This window comes from Massilia sp. DD77, from assembly GCF_036961685.1.
Lineage (GTDB): Bacteria > Pseudomonadota > Gammaproteobacteria > Burkholderiales > Burkholderiaceae_D > Telluria.
Map to the genome: position 1 here is coordinate 1 of NZ_JBAMDH010000050.1, position 21,817 is coordinate 21,817.

Genomic DNA, 21,817 nt, shown 5'->3' on the forward strand with positions numbered 1-21,817 from the left:
CGGCCCGCGCCAGATGCGCGAGAAACGCATGGAACGCGAAGCCCTCCAGCAGGAGCGTGCTCCGGCTCCGGCGGCTGAAGCCGCGCCGGCAGCCGCCGAGCAGGCGCCCGTGGAGCAGGATGCCGCCGCGCCGCAGCAGGCCGACGGCCGCCGCGAAGGACGCAGCAAGGGCCAGCAAAAGCAGGGCAAGTTCGGCCAGCAGCAAAGCAACCGCCCGCAGCTGGGCAAGCCGGCCCAGGGCAAGCAGCAGCAAGGCAAGCAGCAGGGCAGGCAGCAGCAGGGCAAGCAGCAGGGTAAGCCGCAAGGCAAGCAGCAAGGAAGGCAGGGTGAGGCGAACGACGCCGACGCCGTGTTCTCCTTCGTGACGTCGGACGATTTCGACGCCAACGAAGGCGGGCGCGGCAACGCGCAGCCGTCCAAGGCGCGCCGCGACCTGACCGCCGACGACGACGCGCCCAAGCTGCACAAGGTGCTGGCCGAAGCCGGCCTGGGTTCGCGCCGCGACATGGAAGAACTGATCGTCGCCGGCCGCGTGTCGGTGAACGGCGAGCCGGCCCACATCGGCCAGCGCATCCTGCCGACCGATGCCGTGCGCATCAACGGCAAGCTGCTGCAGCGCCGTGTGAACAACACCAAGCCGCCGCGCGTGCTGGTGTACCACAAGCCGGCCGGCGAAATCGTCAGCCACGACGATCCGGAAGGCCGTCCGTCGGTGTTCGACCGCCTGCCGACCATGAAGAGCGGAAAATGGCTGGCGGTGGGCCGCCTCGACTTCAATACCGAGGGCCTGCTGCTGTTCACGACCTCGGGCGACCTGGCCAACCGCTTGATGCACCCGCGCTACAACATCGACCGCGAATACGCGGTGCGCACCTTGGGCATCCTGGAAGAAGGCATGCGCCAGAAGCTGCTCTCGGGCGTCGAGCTCGATGACGGCAAGGCCAACTTCTCCAAGATCCAGGACGGCGGCGGCGAGGGCGTCAACCACTGGTACCGCGTGGTGATCGGCGAAGGCCGCAACCGCGAGGTGCGCCGCATGTTCGAAGCGGTCGGCCTGACCGTCTCGCGCCTGATCCGTACCCGCTACGGCGCCATGACACTGCCGACCGGCCTCAAGCGTGGCCGCTGGGAGGAGCTGGAAGAAAACGACGTGCGCGCCCTGATGGCCGCCTTCGGCATCGAGAAGAAGGCCGGCGCCGCCGATGCCAAGGGCAAGGGCAAGGGCGGGAATCGCGACAATCGCGACCAGCGCGACGATGCGCGCCGCTCCGACGGCAACCGCATCGACCGTGCCGACGCCAACCGCAACGTCGATCCCTTCGGCCCGCCGGTGGCGCGCGTCGGCGCGCAGCGCGGGCAAGGCATGCTCGGCGGACCGGTCGGCGGCAAGCCGGCAGGCGGCCGTCCGGGCGGCGCGGGCGGCAAGGGCCGTGGCGGCAACGCCTTCGGCCAGGGTCAAGGCCAGGGCCAGCGCGGCGCCGGCAAGGGTCCGCGCCAGCCGGATCCGCTGCAGACCACTTTCGGCTTCGCCGGCGGTGGTGGCCGCCGCGGCGGCCAGGGGCCGCGCGGTTCCGAGCATGGCTTGCCGCGCCGCGGCCGCCGCGGCTGACGCTTTTCCAAGGCTTGGCGCGCATAAATCATCGGTGCGCGCCGAGCGTTTTGCGGGTAAACGCCGTAGAATGCGCTTTGCCCACTGTGGTCACCCTGCCAACTGTTGTTTAATTGTCCAGCATTGGCATGGCGATTGCGAGAGAAGCTGGAAAGCGTTATAATTTGCTCCCTAATCAAAGTTCTTCCCATTTATGTTCTTGGTGCAAGTGCTTACATCTGGTTGGGTTGTGAATACAAAAAGATGGGCAGATGCCCATTTTTTTTTTGGTAAATCGTTTTAACGCCCTGGAGACGTGCCGTGCAACAGTTTGACTTAATCGCCAAAACAGTGAGTGGCCTCGGCTACGAACTCGTTGACGTGGAACGGGGCGAGCGCGGGATCCTGCGCGTGTATATCGATTTTCCGGCTGACGCCGTGGAAGAGAAGGGCCCGATCACGGTCGAGGACTGCGCCACGGTCAGCCATCAGTTGTCGCACGTGTTTACCGTCGAGAACGTCGATTACGAACGTTTGGAAGTGTCGTCGCCGGGCCTCGATCGCCCGGTGCGTACCCTGGCCGACTTTGCGCGCTTCGCCGGACATGAATGCACGGTCAAGCTGCGCGTCCCGATGCCCGGCACCGCCAACCGCAAGACCTTCACGGGCATCCTGCGCGGCGTCGAGGGCGACAAGGTCGGTTTGGAAATTGAAAATAAAGATGGTTCGGCGTTGTTGGAATTTACGCTGGCCGAATTGGATAAGGCACGTTTGGTGCCGCAGGTGGATTTTAGGAGTCGCAAAGCATGAGTCGCGAAATTTTGTTACTGGTGGATGCGCTCGCGCGCGAAAAGAACGTCGACAAGGAAGTCGTTTTCGGAGCGCTTGAGTTCGCGCTGGCGCAAGCCACGAAGAAACGCTACGAAGGCGATGTCGATATTCGCGTGTCGATCGACCGCGACACCGGCGAATTCGAGACTTTCCGCCGCTGGCACGTCGTTCCCGACGAGGCCGGCCTGCAGCTGCCCGACCAGGAAATCCTGCACTTCGAAGCCAAGGAACAGATTCCGGACATCGAAGTCGACGAATACATCGAAGAACCGATCGAGTCGGTCGAGTTCGGTCGCCGTTTCGCCCAGGACACCAAGCAGGTCGTCCTGCAGCGCGTGCGCGACGCCGAGCGCGAACAGATCCTGCAAGACTTCCTGGAGCGCGGCGACTCGCTCGTGACCGGCACCATCAAGCGCATGGAGCGCGGTGATGCCATCGTCGAGTCGGGCAAGATCGAAGCGCGCCTGCCGCGCGACCAGATGATCCCGAAGGAAAACCTGCGCATCGGCGACCGCGTCCGCGCCTACATCCTGCGCGTGGACCGCAACATGCGCGGCCCGCAGGTGATCCTGTCGCGCACCGCGCCGGAATTCATCATGAAGCTGTTCGAACTGGAAGTTCCAGAAATCGAACAAGGTCTGCTGCAGATCAAATCGGCGGCCCGTGACGCGGGTGTCCGCGCCAAGATCGCGGTCTACACTGCCGACAAGCGCATCGACCCGATCGGCACCTGCGTCGGCATGCGCGGTTCGCGCGTGCAGGCCGTGACCGGCGAACTGGGCGGCGAGCGCGTGGACATCGTGCTGTGGTCGGACGATCCGGCCCAGTTCGTCATCGGCGCCCTGGCCCCGGCGAATGTCTCGTCGATCATGGTCGACGAGGAAAAGCACGCCATGGACGTCGTGGTCGACGAAGAGAACCTGGCGATCGCGATCGGCCGTTCGGGCCAGAACGTGCGCCTGGCGTCCGAGCTGACCGGCTGGAAGATCAACATCATGACGGCCGAGGAATCGGCCAACAAGGTGGCCCAGGAAACCGCCGCGATCCGCGTGCTGTTCATGGAAAAGCTGGACGTCGACCAGGAAGTGGCCGACATCCTGGTGGAAGAGGGCTTCTCGAGCCTTGAAGAAATCGCGTATGTACCAATTTCCGAAATGCTGGAAATCGAGTCGTTCGACGAAGACACCGTCAACGAACTGCGCACCCGCGCCCGTGATGCGCTGGTGACCGAGGCGATCGCTTCCGAAGAAGGCCTCGAGGGCATGGAAGAAGCCCTGGTCAACCTGGAAGGCATGGACCGTACCACCGCCGGCAAGCTCGGCCTGGCTGGCATCAAGACGGTCGAAGCCTTCGCGGCACTCGCCTACGATGAATTCGGCGCCATCCTGGCGCTGGCGTCGGACCGTGCCCGTGACCTGATCAACAATGAATTCAATGATGTGACCGACGACGAGATGAAGCTGGTCGACAGCAAATATGATGACCGCGCCAAGGCGCTGCAGGCGAAGGCCTGGAGCCTGGCAGAAACGGCCAAGGCATAATTTGCAAATCTTTATCATCTCAGCGACACAAAGAAAAGAGGACTGAATGGCGAGTAACAACGTAGCCCAATTTGCCACCGAACTGAAGATGCCTGCAGACCTGCTGCTGACGCAGCTGCGCTCGGCCGGCGTCGAAAAAAGTTCGACGTCAGATCCATTGTCGAAAGATGATAAGGACAAGCTGCTGAACCACCTGCGCCGCACCCACGGCGCAGGCGAAACCGGTGAAAAGAAGAAGATCACGGTCACCCGCAAGGAAACCACCGAGATCAAGCAGGCTGACGCGTCGGGCAAATCGCGCACCATCCAGGTCGAAGTGCGCAAGAAGCGTACCTTCGTGCAGCGCGACGACCTGGTCACCACCAAGCCGGCCGAGACCGCGCCCGTGATCGATGCCGCCGAGCAGGCGCGCCGCGAGGAAGAAGCGCGCCGCCAGCATGAGCTGATCGCGCGCCAGGAAGCCGACCTGCGCGAGAAGCAGGAACGCCTGGCCAAGCTGGAAGCCGAAGAGGCCGCCCAGGCCAAGGCCGCCGAGGAGCAGGCCAAGCGCGAAGCGGCCGAGCAGGCCAAGCGCGACGCCGCCGCCCAGGCTGCTGCCGCCGCGGCCCAGGCCAGCGCCGGCGCAGCCAAGGCCGATGCCGGCGCCGCCGACGAAAAAGCCAAGCGCGACGCCGAGGAAGCCAAGAAGCGCGCCGAGGAAGCCGCCAAGGAAGCCGCCGAACGTGCTGCCGCCACCGAGCGCGCACGCAAGGCCGTGGCCGACGAAGTGGCCCAGATCAAGCTCATGATGAGCCAGCCGCGCCGCGTGATCAAGGCGCCGGAACCTGTGGCCAAGCCGGCCGCGCCGGCCGCGCCGGCCGCCACCGGCACCCTGCACAAGCCCGCGGACAAGAAGCCGGCCGATGCCAAGCCGGGCGACAAGAAGCCGGGCGACAAGAAATCGATCAAGTCGGCGAATGTCTCGTCGACCTGGTCCGACGATGCCAAGAAGCGCGGCGGCCCGAGCGTGAAGACGCGCGGCGGCGCCGGCGCGGGCTCGGGTGGACGCGACGGCTGGCGCAGTGGCGGCCGCGGCGGACGCCGTGGCCATGGCGACGACCGCGAGTCGAACTTCCAGGCGCCGACCGAGGCGATCGTGAAGGACGTGCACGTTCCTGAAACCATCACCGTGGCCGAACTGGCGCACAAGATGTCGGTGAAGGCGTCGGAAGTCATCAAGCAGCTGATGAAGCTGGGCCAGATGTGCACCATCAACCAGGTGCTGGACCAGGAAACCGCGATGATCGTGGTCGAGGAAATGGGCCACAAGGCCTTCGCCGCGGCCGAGGACGATCCGGAAGCGATCCTGGCCGACCAGGGCGAGCACACCGAGTTCGAGTCCAAGCCGCGTGCGCCGGTCGTGACCGTCATGGGCCACGTCGACCACGGCAAGACCTCGCTGCTGGACTACATCCGCCGCGCCAAAGTGGCCGCGGGCGAAGCCGGCGGCATTACCCAGCACATCGGCGCCTACCACGTGGACACCCCGCGCGGCATGGTCACCTTCCTGGATACCCCGGGCCACGAGGCGTTCACCGCCATGCGTGCCCGCGGCGCCAAGGCGACCGACATCGTCATCCTGGTGGTGGCGGCGGACGACGGCGTGATGCCGCAGACCAAGGAAGCAATCGCCCACGCGAAAGCGGCCGGCGTGCCCCTGGTCGTGGCGATCAACAAGATCGACAAGCCGGGCGCCAACACCGACCGCGTGACCCAGGAACTGGTCGCCGAAGGCGTGGTGCCGGAAGAATACGGCGGCGATTCGCCGTTCGTCCCGGTGTCGGCCAAGGTCGGCACGGGCATCGACGACCTGCTCGAGCAGGTGCTGCTGCAGGCCGAGGTGCTGGAACTGACCGCGCCGAGCGAAGCGCCGGCGCGCGGCCTGGTGGTCGAGGCGCGCCTCGACAAGGGCCGCGGCCCGGTCGCCACCATCCTGGTGCAGTCGGGTACCCTGAAGCGCGGCGACGTCGTGCTGGCGGGTTCGTCCTTCGGCCGTGTCCGTGCGATGCTGGACGAGAACGGCAAGGCGATCTCGGAAGCGGGTCCGTCGATCCCGGTCGAGATCCAGGGCCTGACCGAAGTACCGAGCGCCGGCGAAGAAGTCATGGTGATGGCGGACGAGCGCAAGGCGCGCGAGATCGCCCTGTTCCGTCAAGGCAAGTTCCGCGACGTGAAGCTGGCCAAGCAGCAGGCCGCCAAGCTGGAGAACATGTTCGACCAGATGGCCGAAGGCGAAGTCAAGAACCTGCCGCTCATCGTCAAGACCGACGTGCAGGGTTCGCAGGAAGCGCTGGTCGGTTCGCTGCAGAAGCTGTCGACCTCGGAAGTGCGCGTCCAGATCGTCCACGCGGCGGTCGGCGGCATCAGCGAGTCGGACGTCAACCTGGCGGTGGCCTCGAAAGCGGTCATCATCGGCTTCAACGCCCGTGCCGATGCGCAAGCGCGCAAGCTGGCCGAGGCCAACGGTGTCGACATCCGTTACTACAGCATCATTTACGATGCGATCGACGAGATCAAGACCGCACTGTCGGGCATGCTGGCGCCGGAGAAGCGCGAGACCATCACCGGCCAGGTCGAGATTCGCCAGGTCATCCTGGTTTCGAAGGTCGGCGCGATCGCGGGCTGCCTGGTCACCGATGGCGTGGTCAAGCGTACCTCCTCGGTCCGCCTGCTGCGCAACAACATCGTGGTGTGGACCGGCGAGATCGACTCGCTCAAGCGCTTCAAGGACGACGCGAAAGAAGTCCGCGCCGGCCTCGAGTGCGGCCTGTCGCTGAAGAACTACAACGAGATCCAGGTCGGCGACGTCCTGGAAGTCTTCGAAGTCCAGGAAGTGGCGCGTACGCTGTAATTCACGCACTTGGCGTACCATGGGGGCCAGGACGCTTCGCGGCGAATGCCGCGGGGGCCTGGCCCTTGTTTTTGGGTGGCTCGACAAGTAACCGAAGTCGCGCCGCCGCGATGACCGCAGACCTGTTTTAACGTCATTCCCGCGAAGGCGGGAACCCAAGTTCGACGTGCTTCGCCGACATGAAGCGTAGTTATTACGCATGCGAACTTGGGTCCCCGCCTTCGCGGGGATGACGTATTGAAGGTGCGGACGCCGGGAACCGTGCCACAGCTCCACCAGAACAACATACACAAGCAACATCATGGCAAAACACAGCAAAAGCATCCCCTCGCGCGGCCTGCGCGTCGCCGACCAGATCCAGAAGGACCTGTCGGAACTGATCGCCTTCGAACTGAAGGACCCGCGCGTCGGCATGGTCACCCTGAGCGAAGTCCAGCTGACCCCGGACTACGCCCACGCCAAGGTCTACTTCACCCTGCTCAAGGACAGCCCGGAAGAGGTCAAGCAGACCCTGGAGGGCCTGAGCAAGGCCGCCGGCTACCTGCGCAACCAGCTCGGCAAGCGCCTGCACATCCACACCTTGCCGCAGCTGCACTTCGTGCACGACACCTCGACCTCGCGGGGCCTCAAGATGTCCGCCCTGATCGACGAGGCGAACGCCACCCGCGCCGCGGATTACGACGAAGATTCGGACGCCGAGTGAACTCCCGCCCCAACAAGAAGCCGCGCGACCTGGTCGACGGCGTCCTCCTGCTCGACAAGCCGGTCGGCCTGTCGTCCAACGACGCCCTGGTCAAGGCAAAGCGCGTCCTCAACGCGAAGAAGGCTGGCCACACGGGCACGCTCGACCCTTTCGCGACCGGCCTGCTGCCGCTGTGCTTCGGCGAAGCCACCAAGTTCTCGCAGGACCTGCTGGAAGCCGACAAGACCTATGAAGCGACCGTGCACCTGGGCATCATGACCACCACCGGCGACACCGAGGGCGAGGTCGTCGAGCGCTTGCCGGTGGACGTCACCCTGGAGCAGATCGAGGCCGCGCTGGCGCGCTTCCGCGGCCCCATCCTTCAGGTTCCGCCCATGTATTCCGCGCTCAAGCGCGACGGCAAGGCCTTGTACGAATACGCGCGCGAAGGCATCACCCTGGAGCGCGAGGCGCGCCCGGTGACCATCCACGGCCTGGCCCTGGCCGGCTACGAGGCGCCCTACCTGAAGATTTTGGTGACGTGCAGCAAGGGCACCTATGTGCGCGTGCTGGGCGAGGACATCGGCGCCGCGCTCGGCTGCGGCGCCCACCTGAACGCGCTGCGCCGGGTCGAGGTCGGCAACCTGGCCGGACAGGACATGATCAGCCTGGACGACCTGCTGGCCCACCCGGACCCGCTGTCGCTCCTGAAGCCGGTCGATGCGCTGCTGTCCACCTTCCCGGCGATCGAGCTCACGCCAGACCTGGCGAGGCGCTTCCTGCAAGGCCAGCGTTTGGCCTTGGGCAAGGAAAGCGTGAGCGTGCCGGCGGAACAGGGCAGGGTGCGGGTCTACCACGATGGCCGCCTGCTGGGCACCGGCCAGCTGGGCGACTACGCTATCCTGGCGCCGGAGCGCCTGGTTTCCACGGTACAGCCTGCATAAAGGAAAGGCCGCGCGGCGTCATCAAGACGACACAATCGGCCGCCATGCTCGCCGGGCAGGATCTGCCGAAACGCATAGACAGCCCGGCAAGCTGTTGAAATTCCTCGGTTTTTCCGGTCCCCGGTTTTAGGGGGCCGGTATACGTGCTATACTAGTCGGTTTCAGTAATCGGCAGCACTCGTACACTTTCGTACAACACGCAACTTTCGAGAACACATGTCAAACACCAAACGCGCGATTCGTAATATCGCAATCATCGCCCACGTTGACCACGGCAAGACCACCCTCGTGGACCAGCTGCTGCGTCAGTCGGGTACCTTCCGTGAAAACCAGGCCGTGGACACCCGCGTGATGGACTCGAACGACCTCGAGAAGGAACGCGGCATTACCATTCTGTCGAAGAATTGCGCGGTCGAGTACGAAGGCACCCACATCAATATCGTCGATACCCCTGGCCACGCCGACTTCGGCGGCGAGGTCGAGCGCGTGCTGTCGATGGTGGACTCGGTGCTGCTGCTGGTCGACGCCCAGGAAGGCCCGATGCCGCAGACCCGCTTCGTGACCCGCAAGGCGCTGGCCCTGGGCCTGAAGCCGATCGTCGTGGTCAACAAGATCGACCGTCCGGGCGCGCGCGCCGACTGGGCCATCAACCAGACCTTCGAACTGTTCGACAAGCTGGGCGCCACCGATGAGCAGCTCGACTTCCCGATCGTCTACGCCTCGGGCCTGAACGGCTACGCCGGCATGGACGAGAGCGTGCGCGGCGGCGACATGAAGCCCCTGTTCGACGCGATCCTGCAATACGTGCCGGTGCGTGACGACAACCCGGACGGCCCGCTGCAGATGCAGATCACCTCGCTGGACTACTCGTCCTACGTGGGCAAGATCGGTATCGGCCGCATCAACCGCGGCCGCGTCAAGCCCGGCATGGACGTGCTGGTGGTGAACGGCCAGGACGACAAGAACCCGATCAAGGGCCGCATCAACCAGGTGCTGAACTTCAAGGGCCTGGAGCGCGTGCAGGTGGAAGAAGCCGTCGCCGGCGACATCGTCCTGATCAACGGTATCGAGGACATCGGTATCGGCGTGACCGTCACCGCCCCGGACGTGCCGGAAGCGCTGCCGATGCTGACCGTCGACGAGCCGACCCTGACCATGAACTTCATGGTCAACACCTCGCCGCTGGCCGGCCGCGAAGGCAAGTTCGTCACGAGCCGCCAGCTGCGCGAGCGTCTCGAGCGCGAACTGAAGGCCAACGTCGCACTGCGCGTGCTGCCGACCGACGACGACACCATCTTCGAAGTCTCGGGCCGCGGCGAACTGCACCTGACCATTCTGCTGGAAAACATGCGCCGCGAAGGCTTCGAGCTCGCGGTGTCGCGTCCGCGCGTCGTGTTCAAGGAAATCGACGGCGTCAAGTGCGAGCCCTTCGAGAACCTGACCGTCGACGTGGAAGAAGTGAACCAGGGCGGCGTGATGGAAGAACTGGGCCGCCGTCGTGGCGACCTGCAGAACATGGAATCGGACGGCAAGGGCCGCGTGCGCCTCGAGTACCTGATCCCGGCGCGTGGCCTGATCGGCTTCCAGGGCGAGTTCATGACCCTGACCCGCGGCACCGGCCTGATGAGCCACGTGTTCCACGAGTACGCACCGGTCGACAACACCAAGGGCGACCTCGCCGGCCGCCGCAACGGCGTGCTGATCTCGCAGGATGACGGCGCCGCCGTGGCCTACGCGATCTGGAAGCTGCAGGACCGCGGCCGCATGTTCGTCGAGCACAACACCCCGGTGTACGAAGGCATGATCATCGGCATCCACTCGCGCGACAACGACCTGGTGGTCAACCCGATCAAGGGCAAGCAGCTGACCAACGTGCGTTCGTCGGGTACCGACGAAGCCGTGCGCCTGGTGCCGCCGATCCAGATGTCGCTGGAATACGCCGTCGAATTCATCGAGGACGACGAACTGGTCGAGATCACCCCGAAATCGATCCGCCTGCGCAAGCGCTTCCTGAAAGAGCACGAGCGCAAGAAGGCGAGCCGCGAAGGCGCGTAAGCCGCTTCCCGGAGCGCACAAGAAACCCGCTGCCTCGCAGCGGGTTTTTTTATTGTTGTTTTTGGTTAATAAACATCGACTGGCGGTCGTCTTTTCTTTTGAAGGCAGCGACATTCCGCTGCCCTTTTTGAAAGCCACCGTATGCTCAGCTTACATACCAACAGGGCTGCCCTGTCCGCGCAAGGCTCGCTCACGCGGACCCAGGACGCGCTATCGACCTCGATGACCCGCCTGTCGACCGGCTACCGGGTCAATTCGGCCATGGACGACGCGGCCGGACTGCAGATCGCGTCACGCCTCAAGTCCCAGGCCAGCGGCATGGCAGTCGCGATGCGCAACACCCAGACCAGTACCTCCTTGCTGCAGGTCGGCGAAGGCGCGATGAACGAAGTGAACGACATCCTGGTGCGGATGAAGGATCTCGCGACCCAGGCGGCGGACGCCTCGTCCACGGCGGCGGACAAGACCGCCATGCAATCGGAATACGATGCCCTGACCCGCGAGGTGAACAATATCGTCGGCAACACGAAATTCGCCGGCAAGAATGTGTTCAATATCTCGGTGCCCGGGCCGATTCGCGGCATCTTCATGGACCCGGCCGTCTTCCAGATCGGGGCCAGCGCCTCGGAAACGATGAGCATGGACCTGTTTCCCGACATTAGCGCAATGAATTCGGCCCTGATTCCCGTCAGCGCGCTGTACACCGGCAATGCCACGCCCATGCCCGGCGTCGGGACCGAGCTGACCGCGGCCGGTTCAGCCAACGCGCGCATCGGCGACATCGAGTCCGCGATCGCCAGCATCAGCACCATCCGCTCCAAGCTGGGCGCCACCGCCAACCGGCTCGAGCACGTCCACAACAACTTGTCGAACATCAGCACCAACACCAGGGCCGCCGCCGGCCTGATCGTGGATGTGGACTTCGCTACCGAAAGCGCCAACATGACCGCGAACCAGATGCTGATGCAGGCCGGTACCGCCATGCTCAAGCAGTCGAACAGCATGTCCTCGATGGTGATGTCGCTACTGCAATAGGCGCGCATCGCTGCGAGCACAGGGCTCCCCAGGTGGCAACACTGGGGAGCTTTTTTTACGTTCGCCACCTACTTCTCACATCCATGGGCGATCTGTCTGTAAGTTCGCGTACATATCTGACTAATCAGTCACTTACTTTCATCTTGTTACAGTTCTTACCAGATTGCGACTGTTTCAAAAGCAACTCGCTGTTATCTTGACCATAACGCGATTTATTGTGAATTGCGCACCAGTTGCCTTATTTTGGAAGGAAATGAACATGAAAAAGCTGATTATCGCTCTCGTCGCCACCACCGCCGCCATGGGTGCCGCCCAGGCCCAGTCGCTGGCAGGTAAAGCCTATGTCGGCGCCGCTGCCGCGACCGCCAAGAACCAGACCCTCGACCACCACAAGGCCGACGGCAAGCTCTACGCGGGTTACAACTTCGACGAGAAAATGGCGGTCGAGGCGGGTGTGACCAACTTCCACAGCACCGACTTCCGCCGCGGCGCGATCGCCGGCAGCACCGAAGGCAACAGCAGCTATGTCGCCGCCAAGTACACCATGCCGGTGAACGAGAAGCTGTCGGCCTACGGCAAGCTGGGCCTGTCGCACAGCGAGCGCAAGCTGAGCACCAATGCCGGCGGCCGCTACAAGGAAGACGATACCGGCGCCTACGGCGGCCTGGGCCTGGAATACAAGCTCAACCAGAACGTCGCCCTGACCGCGGAATACGAGCGCTACGGCAAGGACAAGTCGGTCGGCGCCAAGGCCGACGTCTGGAGCGCGGGCGTCAAGTACGGCTTCTAACAGCCTGCGCCAAAGAAAAAGCTCCCGCCGCGCGCCAGCGCGGGGGAGCTTTTTTCATGGAAAACGGATCAGCGCAGGCCGAGCAGGGCTTGCACACGGTCGCGGTTGACGCCGACCAGGGCCGAGGTGATGGCCAGCAGGGAGGCATAGTCATGGCCGGCCGCGCTGGCCGCGAAGTCGCTCGACACCATGGCCAGTTCGGCTTCCGGGATCTCGGGCTGGGCGGTCCGCGTCATGGCGGCCGACAGCGCGGCGGCGGCGGCATCCTGGGAGCGGCGCACGCGCGCCAGCGCCTGCACCACTTCGCGCAGGCTCTGGCGCAGGGCGTCCGGATTGCCCAATTCCCAGTTTTGCGGCGCCAGCGAAGGCGCCTCCTCGACGGTTTCGACACGGCCGCGGCCGGTTACGGCGATGGCATCCTTGACGCCGACCCAGTCCGCTTCGGCGGTGCTGAATACCAGCTGATGCTTGTCGTCGAGACCGACGCGCACCTTGACCGGCGCCAGGGCGCGGTCCAGGCGCTGGGCGATCTCTTCCGGCGTCATGCCCGGCTCGATGGTGGCCGCCAGCTGCGGGCCGCCGGCACTGCCGACCGAGAAGCCCAGGGTCTGGGGCGCGCTGGCCTGCAGCGAGGCGATGTCCAGGCCCTGGATACGGAAGCGCTGCTGGGCCGGCTGGCCGCCGTTGAAGTCGAGCTGGGCGTCGATACCGTCGCCGCCCTGCTTGCGGCGGGCGTTCAGGCTGCTGTCCAGCTGGCGGGCGCGCGCCTCGATCTGGCGCGCCGGATTGCTGCGGCCGGACAGCTTGGACGAGAGCTCGGCCTTCAGTGCTTCGAGCTGGCTGGCGACGCGCTCCAGGTAGTCGAGCGCCTGCTGGGCGCGCGACACCTCGCTTTGCAGGTTCTGGTTCCAGTCGATGCCGCGCTTGAGCGGCGCGGCGCTGGGCGGCGTGCGGGTAACGAGGCGGCTGTCCGCGTCCAGCGGGCGGACCGCGGTGGCGCGGCCGGTCGCGGCCGTGCTCTGGGCGCCGGTACTGCCGGTCGGCGCGGAGGTGGAGGAGGCCAGGGTGTTGGCCGGGCGCAGGGTGGCTTCCATGATCAGAGTGCGGCGAACAGGGACAGGGTGCCGATGCGGCTATAGGCTTTATAGGTGGCTTGCAGGGCGGTCGAGTAACCGTTCAGTTCGGTCGCGGCGACGCCCATGTCGAGCTGGCCGATGTCGGTGATCGCCATCTTGTTCGACAGGCTGATGTTGGCGTGGTTGGCGTCCAGGGTGGTGATGATGTTCTGCACGCCGCCCAGGGTCGCGACCTTGCTCGAAACCATGCTCAGGGCTTCGTCGAAGCCGCCCAGGTTGTCCGCCAGGATTGCGCGCACGGACGGGTCGTTGGCCGAAGCGCCCGGGGTCGACAAGGTGCTGATGGTCAGGTCGAGGCGGTTCAGCAGCTTCTGCAGGTCCTGCAGGTTCTCATTCGAGGCCTGGGTGATGCCGTTGCCGACCACCACGTTCTGGGCATTGGTATTGCCGGCGAAGCTGTAGCGCGCACCCGGCGCCGCGGCGCCGTTGAAGGCCATCGGTGCGGTCTTGGTCGCGGTGCCCGAGAACAGGTAGTTGCCTTCCTGGTCGATCGTGTTCGCGCTGAAGAACAGGCTGTCGCGCAGGGTGGTCAGCGGCGAGATCATGGCCTTCAGGTCGTCGGGCGCGTTGCCGCCGTCCGAGGCCCAGACCAGCAGGTCGCGGCCGCTGATCATCTCGTTCACCATATTGCTCAGGTAGCCTTCCGACTTGGTCAGGCGCAGCTTGAGCGAGGCGATGTTGTCGCGGTATTGCTGGACCGTCGCCTCCTCGCGGGTCAGGCGCGACATGCGCACGCTGTCCACCGGGTCGTCCGAGGGCGCCAGGATGCGCTTGCCCGTCGCCATCTGCTGGGTCAGCGCCGAGATCCGCTCCTGGTTCAGCTGGAGCGACTGGTTCATCGTCGATTGGTACTGGGAGGTCGCGATACGCATGGTTGTGTCCTTTAGCCCATCATCGCCAGGGTGGCGTCGAAGAGCGAGTTGGCGACCGAAATCACTTTCATGTTCGCCTGATACATGTTCTGGTATTCCACGAGGTTGACCGCTTCCTCGTCCTGGTTCACGCCGCTGGTCGACTGCCAGTCGTCCACCGACTGGGTGCGCACGGCGGCGGTGGTCTTCAGCGACGCCTTGTTGAGCTGGCTGTCCACGCCCAGTTTGCCGACCAGCTGGGTGTCGGCGTCACTCAGCAGCACCGTGCCGAGGTTCGGCAGGGTGACCGACTGGTTCTTGATCCCCACCAGCAACTGCAGGTTACCAGTATCGCCCGGCTGGCCATCGGCCGAAAAGGCCAGGTCTTCGGCCTTGAATCCGGCGACCACTTTCAGCATGTCCGAACCGTTGCCGGGAGTGTAGACGAACATCGGGGTGCCGGCCGTGCCGTTCGGCTTGAAGCCGGCCGCCAGCTGGGTATTCGTGCGCACCGCGATCTGCTGTGCCAGTTCGGCGGTGTCCTGTTGCAGTTTGAGCAGGGTATTGGTTTCGTACTGGGTCAGGCCGCCCAGCTGGCCGCCCATCTTGTTGGCGTCCAGCACATAGCGGGTGCCGGCGAAATCGAGGCGGAATTCCTGGGGCGAGGTTGCAGTGGCGGCGGCGCTCAGGGTGCCGTGCATGCTGCCCAGCACCAGCGCCTGGCCGGTCTTGAGCGACACGTCGCGGCTGCCGTCCGGGTTGTCCGATACTTCCAGGGCGATCTTGCCGGCCAGCTCGTCGATCGCCTGGTCGCGGGTGTCGATCAGGGCCGAGGCCGATACGCCGCTGGCCTTGGCTTCGATGATCTGCTGGTTGAGGCTGGCGATCGAGGAAATCTGGGCATTGGCCGAGTCGACGATCGCGCTGCGCTGCTGGCGCACCGAGTTCAGCTGGGCGTTGAAGACGTTGTTCAGGCCGTTGAAGCGCTCGCCCATCAGGCTGGCCGAGGTCAGCACTTGCTGGCGCAGCGGGGTCGAACCCGGATCGCCGGCGACCGCGTTCAGGGCCTGGAAGAACTTGTCGATACCGGCCGAGATACTGGCGGACTCGTCGCCCATCACGCTCTCGAGCTGGGTCAGGTAGGCCTGGTTCTGCGAATACTGGCCCTGGTCCGAGGCCGCGCGCCACATCGCCTGGCTCTTGTAGTTGTCCGAGAAGCGGATCAGTGAGCTCACCTGCACGCCGTTGCCGGCCGAGCGGCTGCTGGCGTCCGGACCGATCGCGGTCAGGAGCGCGGCCTGGCGCGTATAGCCCTTGGTCTGCAGGTTGGCGATGTTCTGGCTGCTGGCCGAAATCGCGACCTGGGCGGCAAGTGCGCCGGAAAGTGCGTTATTGATGATCGTCATGGTGCTATTCGTCCTCGGGGCGGTTAACTGTTCAAGGCGACCGTTTCTTGCCGCCCATTAAGTTTTCAGCCTAGGTTTTCTTGGTGGGGACCAGCTGGCGCAGGATGGCGTCGGCGATGCCGAAGGCGCGCTGGCCTGCCAAGTTGCCGGCCAGCAGGTCGTCGGCCATGTCCTGCATGTCCTGGTTGACCCGGTCCTTGAAGATGCTGTCCTCGCCCGCCATCTCGCGGGTCGAGGAACGCATTTGCTTGAGCATGTTGGAAATAAAAAAGCGCTCGAACTCGACCGAGGCCTTGGTTGCCTTGGCAACGTAGGCCGCATCATGGCCGGTTGCGGGCTGGCCGGCGGCGGGCGCCACCGGCGCCTCGTCCTTCGCGTTCAGGGGAATGGGTTGTTGGCCGTCGATGCGCATCAGATCACCACCAGTTCGCCTTCGATCGCACCGGCCTGGTCGAGGGCCTGCAGGATCGCCATGATGTCGTCGGGCGAGGCGCCCAGGCTGTTGACCACGTCGATGATGGTCTGCAGCTTGGCGCCGGCCGGCCAGCGGAACATCTGGCCCGAGCCCTGGTCGACCGACAGCTTGGATTCCGGAGTCACGGCGGTCTGGCCGCGCGAGAACGGGCCTGGCTGGCTGACGCGCGCGCTTTCCGAAATGACCACCTTGAGGGAGCCGTGGGTGACGGCCGCGGCCTTCACGCGCAGGCCGTCGGCGATGACCACGGTGCCGGTGCGCGAATTGAACACGACTTTCGGCACCTGGACGCCGGCTTCGACCGCCAGGTTGTTCAGCTTGGCCACGAAGGCCACGCGCTCGGTCGGATTCTCCGGCGCGATCACTTCCACGCTGGTGCCGTCGGCGGTGGTGGCGATCGGGCCGTATTTCTTGTTGATCGCCTCGACCACGTTGGTGGCGGTCTCGAAGTGCGGCTGGCGCAGACGCAGCATGATCTGCGGGCGGGTCGCGAAGTCGGTCGCGATCTCGCGCTCGATCATGGCGCCGTTGGGGATGCGGCCGGTGGTCGGGGTGTTGACGGTGACCGAGGAACCGCTTTTTCCCGTGGCGTTCAGGCCGCCCACCACCAGGTTGCCCTGGGCCAGCGCATAGATTTCGTTGTCCGCCGCGCGCAGTTGCGTCAGCAGCAGGGTGCCGCCGCGCAGGCTCTTGGCGTCGCCCAGCGAGGACACGGTGATGTCGATCGCCTGGCCGCGGCGGTAGCCCGGCGGGAACACGGCCGAGACCATGACGGCGGCCACGTTCTTGTTCTTGGCGTCTTCGCCGTCCGGCAGCTTGACGCCGAACTGCTTGAGCATGTTGACCACGGACTGGCTGGCGTACTTGACCTGGGTCGAGTCGCCGCTGCCGTTCAGGCCGACCACGAGGCCGTAGCCGACCAGCGGGTTTTCGCGCACGCCTTCGACGCTGACCAGGTTGCGCAGCGCCTGCGCGGCTTGTGCGGGGAGGGCGGTGGCCAGGGCCAGGGCGGCGATGACACCAAGAACGCGACCTGCGTTAAATAGGCGAATCATACTGTCCTTAGAAAGGCATCAGGGGGCTGTTGAAGAAGCGCGTCAGCCAGCCCGGCTTGTTGGCGTCGGCGAGCGCGCCCTTGGCCGAGTAGGCGATGCGGGCATTCGCCACGCGCAGCGAGGACACCTGGTTGTCGGCGTCGATGTCGGCGGCGCGCACATAGCCCTTCAGGCGCACGAATTCCTCGCCCTGGTTCAGGGTCAGGTTCTTTTCGCCGGCCACGCGCAGCAGGCCGTTGGGCAGCACTTCCTGCACCACCACCGTCAGGGCGCCGGACAGGGCGTTCTGCTGGGTGCTGGTGGCGTCGCCTTCGAACTCGCGGTCGGCGGCGATGTCGATGCCGGTCTTGGCGAAGGTCTTGCCGAGGGCGCCGATCGGGCTCACGCCGGCCGAGGAACTCTTCGAAATGCTGGTGCCGGCGCGCTTGCTGGCCTGGGTGGTTTCCTGCAGGATCACAGTGACCGCGTCGCCCACGCGGTAGGCGCGGCTGTCCGAGGTCAGCGGTACGGCATCACCCGTGAACACGCCGCCGGACACGCCGCCACGCGACGCCGTGCGCTGCATCGGCACCAGGTCGTCGTCGTTCGTCGTCGATGCGACCGGTGCGCGCGAAGCGCAGCCGGCCAGCAGAAGGAGGGCGCAGAGCGCCGCGGTCATTTGCTTCATTTAGCGTGCAGCCTGTGCGAGATATTGCAGCATGTTGTCGGCGGCCGACAGCACCTTGGTGTTCATCTCGTAGGTGCGCTGGGCGGCGATCATGTCGACCATCTCTTCGACCACCTGCACGTTCGAGCCTTCCAGCGCGCCCTGCTTGAGCTTGCCGAAGGCGGCGTCGCCCGGACGGCCTTCGTTCGGGGTGCCGCTGGCGCCGGTTTCCTGGAACAGGTTGTCGCCCAGGGCCAGCAGGCCGGCCGGGTTGATGAAGGAGGTCAGGGTCAGCTGGCCGAGTTCGGTCGGTGCGGCCTGGCCTGGGATGGTGGCCGAGACCATGCCGTTTTCGCCGATGGTGATGGCGGTGGCGTTGGCCGGCACGGTGATCTGCGGCACCAGGGGCAGGCCCTGGGCATTGGTCAGGGTGCCGTTCGGGTCGACCTGCAGCTGGCCGGCACGGGTATAGCCCGGCTCGCCGTTCGGACGGCGCACTTGCAGGAAGCCGGCGCCGGAAATGGCGACGTCCAGCGGCTGGCTGGTGGTCTGCAGGCTGCCGTTGGTGAACACCTTCTGGGTGCCGACCACGCGCGTGCCGTTACCGAGCTGCACGCCGTTGGAGACGGTGTTGTCGGCGTTCTGGGCGCCCGGCTGCGAGTCGACCTGGTAGAACAGGTCTTCGAAGACCACGCGGTCGCGCTTGAAGCCGACGGTGTTGACGTTCGCCAGGTTGTTGGCGATCGCCTGCAGCTTGGCGTCTTGCGCCTGCACGCCGGTCTTGCTGATCCACATTGCTGGATTCATGCTTACTCCCTAGATAATCGTTAAGGACGGCCTTAGCCGCCGATGAGGCGGTTGCCCGACTCGTTCATGCTGTCGCTGGCCTTGAACAGCTTCATCTGCATCTCGAAGGTCCGGTTCAGGCTCATGACGGCGACCATTTCTTCGATCGCCGACACGTTGCTGCCTTCCAGCGCGCGGCCGCGCACGCTGATGTTCGGGTCGGCCGGCAGCGGCTCGCCGCTGCGCGCGACGATCAGGCCCGCTTCGTTCTTGGTCAGTTCGGCCCCTTCGGCGCCCACCAGGCGCAGGCGGTCCACCACCTGCATCAGGGTGGAGCCTTCCGGCATCACCGAGATCGTGCCGTCGACGGCGATGTCGACCGCGGTGTGCGGAGGCAGGGTGATCTGGCCGCCTTCGCCCAGCAGCGGACGGCCCTGCACCGACAGCGCGCCGCTGGCGTCGATGTCGATCGCGCCGGCGCGGGTGTAGGCTTCGCCGTCGCCCCACTGCACGGCCAGGTAGCCGTTGCCGTTGATGGCGACGTCGAGCGAGCGGCCGGTCTCGCGCACCGCGCCGGCGCGGGTCGACACGGCGTCCGCTTCCATCTTGGACAGGTGCACGTCGTCGTAGCCGTAGCCTTGCAGGCCCTGCACCGAGGCCAGCTCGATGTTGGCGCGGAAGCCCGGGGTGTCGGCGTTGGCGAGGTTGTTGGCGCGCACCTGCTGTGCGCGCATGGTGCGCTCGGCGCCGCTGACGGCGGTGAAGATCAGTTTATCCATGTGCGCTCGCTATCGCGATTACAGGGCTTGCATCAGCGACTGCATCATCTGGTTCTCGGCGGTGATGACCTTCGAGTTCGCCTGGTAGTTGCGCTGCGAGGTCATCAGGCCCACGAGTTCCGAGGTGATGTCGACGTTCGAGCCTTCCAGGGTGCCCTTGGACAGCTTGCCGGCCAGGCCCACGCCCGGGGTGCTGTACAGCGGGGTGCCGGAGGCGCTGTTGGCGACCCAGGCGGTGTCGCTCACCGACGCCAGTGCGCCTTCGTCCGGGAAGGTGGCGATCGCCAGGGTGCCGACGATCTGCTGCTGTTCGTTGCTGTACTTGGCGACGATCGAGCCGTCTTCGGCCAGTTCCACGCCCACGAAGCTGCCCGAGGCATAGCCGTCGCTGCGGTTGGTGGTGGTGGTGGCTTCGCCGGCGAACTGGGTGGTGCCGTCGTAGTCGATGGTGAAGGCGATCGGTGCGCCGCCCGTGGTCGGGGTCAGGGTCAGGGCCTGGCTGGTGCCGGCCGGCAGCTGGCCGGCGTTGGTAAAGGTAAGGGCCTTGGTGGTGGCGATCGGGGCCGCGCCGTCGAAGGCGAAATGCACGTTGACGGTGTTGGCCGGCGCGGCAGCCTTCACGAAGTACTGCGACACGGTGTGCTGGGTGCCGAGCGAATCGTAGACCACCGACTGCTTCACCATGTTGTAGCTGTTGGCGTTGCTGGCATTGAAGGGCGTCACGGTCGGGACGGTCCAGTCGGCCGACAGGTTGCCGACGTAGGACACTTCGGTGCTCGGCTTGGCCGCGATCTGGCCGGTCGGGATCTGGATGTCGCCCATGGTGCCCAGCACGCCGCCGACGGTCGGGCCATAGCCCTGGACCTTCTTGCCGGTGGCGTCGACCAGGAAGCCCGCCTTGTCGGCCGAGAAGATGCCGACGCGGGTGTAGTTCATCACGCCCTGCGCATCGCGGGTGGTGAAGAAACCGCGGCCCTGGATGGCGGCGTCCATGCCGCGGCCGGTGGTCTGCAGGCTGCCGTTCTGGCCGATGTTCTGGGTCAGCGAGGACACTTCCACGCCATTGGCCTGCTCGCCGGCGTACACCGACGAGAAGTTGGCGCGGCTGGCCTTGAAGCCGTAGGTGCCGGCGTTGGCGATGTTGTTGGAGACGGCTTCCAGCTGCTCGTTGATGGCCTGGATGCCGGAAAGGGCGATATTGAAGCTCATGGGGAATCCTTTTAGTTATCCGAAGTTGAAGCCAGCTGGGTGGGCTTGCCTTTGAAACCAGTGATCATGGCGGGGTCGACGTCGCCGATGCCGGCCACCTGCAGCAGGATGCCGCCGTTGGACATGCGCACGCTGTCCAGGCGGCCGGCGACCTCCACGGCCGGCTTGGTGCCGTCCGAGGCTTCCGCCGCGATGCTGTAGTTGCCGGGGGCCAGGCCCAGGGCGACGGGGTCGATGGTGAAGCTTTGCGCGCCGCTGCCGTGGGCCGGCAGTTCGATGCGGTGCTGCCGGCCGTCGACGCCGGTCAGTACGACGTGGCTCAGGCTGCTGCTGCCGCCGAGCTGGATGGCGCCGGAAATGGTGTCTTCGCCCAGGCGCACGCGGCCGACCTGGACCGACACCTCGGAGCCGACCTGGGCGCCCATGGCCAGGGTCTGCAGGCTTTGCAGCATGCTGGCGCTGGCGCTGGTGGTCTGGGCCAGGTTCTGCAGGGCCTCGGTCTGGGACAGCTGCGACAGCTGGTTCACGAACTGGCTCGGGTCGGACGGGGCCAGCGGGTCCTGGTTGCGGATCTGCGCGACCAGCAGCTTGGTGAACATGTCCTTGTTCTCGCTGACCTCGGCGCTGGTGGCGATCTTGTCGCTGGCCGGGGTGGCGCTGTTGAAGCCGAAGGCGTTGGCGCCGTTGGTGGCATTGGTGGTGGTCGTCATGATCAGCCCTCGCCGAGTTTGAGCAGCGATTGCTGCATCGACTTGATGCGGCCCATCACTTCGACATTGGTCTCGAAGGCGCGCGAGGCCGCCATCATGTCCGCCATCTCGGCCACTTCGTTGACGTTCGCGTAGAACACATTGCCCTCGGCGTCGGCCAGGGGATTGTCCGGCTCGTGCGCCTTGCGCAGCGGCTCGGCCGACTGCACCACGTCCAGCACCTGGACGCGCGCCACGCCTTCTTCGCCCACCATGGCGGCGAACACCGGCTTGCGCGCGCGGTAGCCGTCGGTCTCGGAACCGGCGACCGCGTTGGCATTGGCCAGGTTACTGGCGATCGTATTCAGGCGTACGGTCTGGGCCGCCATGGCCGAACCCGCGATTTGAGAGATGTCCTTGAAACCCATG

General features: G+C 65.4%; 20 protein-coding genes. 9 read left to right on the forward strand and 11 right to left on the reverse strand.

From position 1 onward, the window contains the following. From rluB to V7778_RS22690, 9 genes are all read left to right on the forward strand, one after another. Window positions 1-1,609: 23S rRNA pseudouridine(2605) synthase RluB (gene rluB, locus V7778_RS22650; RefSeq protein WP_335559483.1), on the forward strand; the 1,609-nt coding region annotated here is incomplete at its 5' end. Window positions 1,610-1,909: 300 nt separating this feature from the next. Then, window positions 1,910-2,398 (forward strand): ribosome maturation factor RimP, encoded by a 489-nt coding sequence (rimP, locus tag V7778_RS22655; protein WP_335559485.1) that lies wholly within the window; start codon window positions 1,910-1,912, stop codon window positions 2,396-2,398. Then, window positions 2,395-3,960 (forward strand): transcription termination factor NusA, encoded by a 1,566-nt coding sequence (gene nusA / locus V7778_RS22660; protein ID WP_335559487.1) that lies wholly within the window; start codon window positions 2,395-2,397, stop codon window positions 3,958-3,960. The genes rimP and nusA overlap by 4 nt, the downstream gene beginning before the upstream one ends. A 46-nt stretch (window positions 3,961-4,006) precedes the next feature. Further along, a complete protein-coding gene (infB, locus tag V7778_RS22665) occupies window positions 4,007-6,850 on the forward strand; it encodes a translation initiation factor IF-2 (protein ID WP_335559489.1) in 2,844 nt (947 codons plus the stop codon). A 301-nt stretch (window positions 6,851-7,151) separates the two neighbouring features. Continuing rightward, complete coding sequence (rbfA, locus tag V7778_RS22670) at window positions 7,152-7,553, forward strand: 30S ribosome-binding factor RbfA (protein ID WP_211521905.1); 402 nt, start codon at window positions 7,152-7,154, stop codon at window positions 7,551-7,553. Further along, window positions 7,550-8,476 (forward strand): tRNA pseudouridine(55) synthase TruB, encoded by a 927-nt coding sequence (gene truB, locus V7778_RS22675; protein WP_335559491.1) that lies wholly within the window; start codon window positions 7,550-7,552, stop codon window positions 8,474-8,476. The genes rbfA and truB overlap by 4 nt, the downstream gene beginning before the upstream one ends. A gap of 216 nt (window positions 8,477-8,692) precedes the next feature. Further along, window positions 8,693-10,531: a translational GTPase TypA gene (gene typA, locus V7778_RS22680; RefSeq protein WP_335559493.1), complete on the forward strand. Its 1,839-nt coding sequence runs from the start codon at window positions 8,693-8,695 to the stop codon at window positions 10,529-10,531. Window positions 10,532-10,672: 141 nt separating this feature from the next. After that, window positions 10,673-11,566, forward strand: a complete 894-nt coding sequence (locus V7778_RS22685; RefSeq protein ID WP_335559495.1) for a flagellin N-terminal helical domain-containing protein — start codon at window positions 10,673-10,675, stop codon at window positions 11,564-11,566. A 259-nt stretch (window positions 11,567-11,825) separates the two neighbouring features. After that, entirely contained in the window at window positions 11,826-12,356 is a 531-nt protein-coding gene (locus tag V7778_RS22690; protein ID WP_335559497.1) for a porin family protein, read from the forward strand. 68 nt (window positions 12,357-12,424) lie between these two features. On the opposite strand, the gene V7778_RS22695 is transcribed toward V7778_RS22690, so the two are convergent. From V7778_RS22695 to flgC, 11 genes are all read right to left on the reverse strand, one after another. Continuing rightward, window positions 12,425-13,450, reverse strand: coding sequence for a hypothetical protein (locus V7778_RS22695; RefSeq protein WP_335559498.1), 1,026 nt, complete (start codon window positions 13,448-13,450; stop codon window positions 12,425-12,427). A gap of 2 nt (window positions 13,451-13,452) precedes the next feature. Next, complete coding sequence (flgL, locus tag V7778_RS22700) at window positions 13,453-14,364, reverse strand: flagellar hook-associated protein FlgL (protein WP_335559500.1); 912 nt, start codon at window positions 14,362-14,364, stop codon at window positions 13,453-13,455. An 11-nt stretch (window positions 14,365-14,375) separates the two neighbouring features. Next, window positions 14,376-15,749, reverse strand: a complete 1,374-nt coding sequence (gene flgK / locus V7778_RS22705) for a flagellar hook-associated protein FlgK (protein WP_335559502.1) — start codon at window positions 15,747-15,749, stop codon at window positions 14,376-14,378. Between the two features lie 70 nt (window positions 15,750-15,819). After that, complete coding sequence (locus V7778_RS22710; protein WP_335559504.1) at window positions 15,820-16,161, reverse strand: rod-binding protein; 342 nt, start codon at window positions 16,159-16,161, stop codon at window positions 15,820-15,822. Continuing rightward, window positions 16,161-17,279: a flagellar basal body P-ring protein FlgI gene (locus V7778_RS22715; protein ID WP_335559506.1), complete on the reverse strand. Its 1,119-nt coding sequence runs from the start codon at window positions 17,277-17,279 to the stop codon at window positions 16,161-16,163. The genes V7778_RS22710 and V7778_RS22715 overlap by 1 nt, the downstream gene beginning before the upstream one ends. Before the next feature lie 7 nt (window positions 17,280-17,286). Then, window positions 17,287-17,946, reverse strand: a complete 660-nt coding sequence (gene flgH / locus V7778_RS22720) for a flagellar basal body L-ring protein FlgH (protein WP_335559508.1) — start codon at window positions 17,944-17,946, stop codon at window positions 17,287-17,289. Further along, window positions 17,947-18,732, reverse strand: coding sequence for a flagellar basal-body rod protein FlgG (gene flgG / locus V7778_RS22725; RefSeq protein WP_335559510.1), 786 nt, complete (start codon window positions 18,730-18,732; stop codon window positions 17,947-17,949). 32 nt (window positions 18,733-18,764) lie between these two features. Next, the gene (locus V7778_RS22730; protein WP_335559512.1) at window positions 18,765-19,490 is read right to left on the reverse strand and encodes a flagellar basal body rod protein FlgF; all 726 of its coding nucleotides are present in this window, start codon (window positions 19,488-19,490) and stop codon (window positions 18,765-18,767) included. Between the two features lie 18 nt (window positions 19,491-19,508). After that, the gene (locus tag V7778_RS22735; RefSeq protein ID WP_335559513.1) at window positions 19,509-20,699 is read right to left on the reverse strand and encodes a flagellar hook protein FlgE; all 1,191 of its coding nucleotides are present in this window, start codon (window positions 20,697-20,699) and stop codon (window positions 19,509-19,511) included. Window positions 20,700-20,710: 11 nt separating this feature from the next. Next, window positions 20,711-21,409 (reverse strand): flagellar hook capping FlgD N-terminal domain-containing protein, encoded by a 699-nt coding sequence (locus V7778_RS22740; protein WP_335559516.1) that lies wholly within the window; start codon window positions 21,407-21,409, stop codon window positions 20,711-20,713. Window positions 21,410-21,411: 2 nt separating this feature from the next. Continuing rightward, window positions 21,412-21,816 carry a flagellar basal body rod protein FlgC gene (gene flgC / locus V7778_RS22745; protein WP_335559518.1) on the reverse strand — a complete coding sequence of 135 codons (405 nt, stop codon included), beginning with the start codon at window positions 21,814-21,816 and terminating at the stop codon, window positions 21,412-21,414. Window position 21,817: the final 1 nt, after the last annotated feature.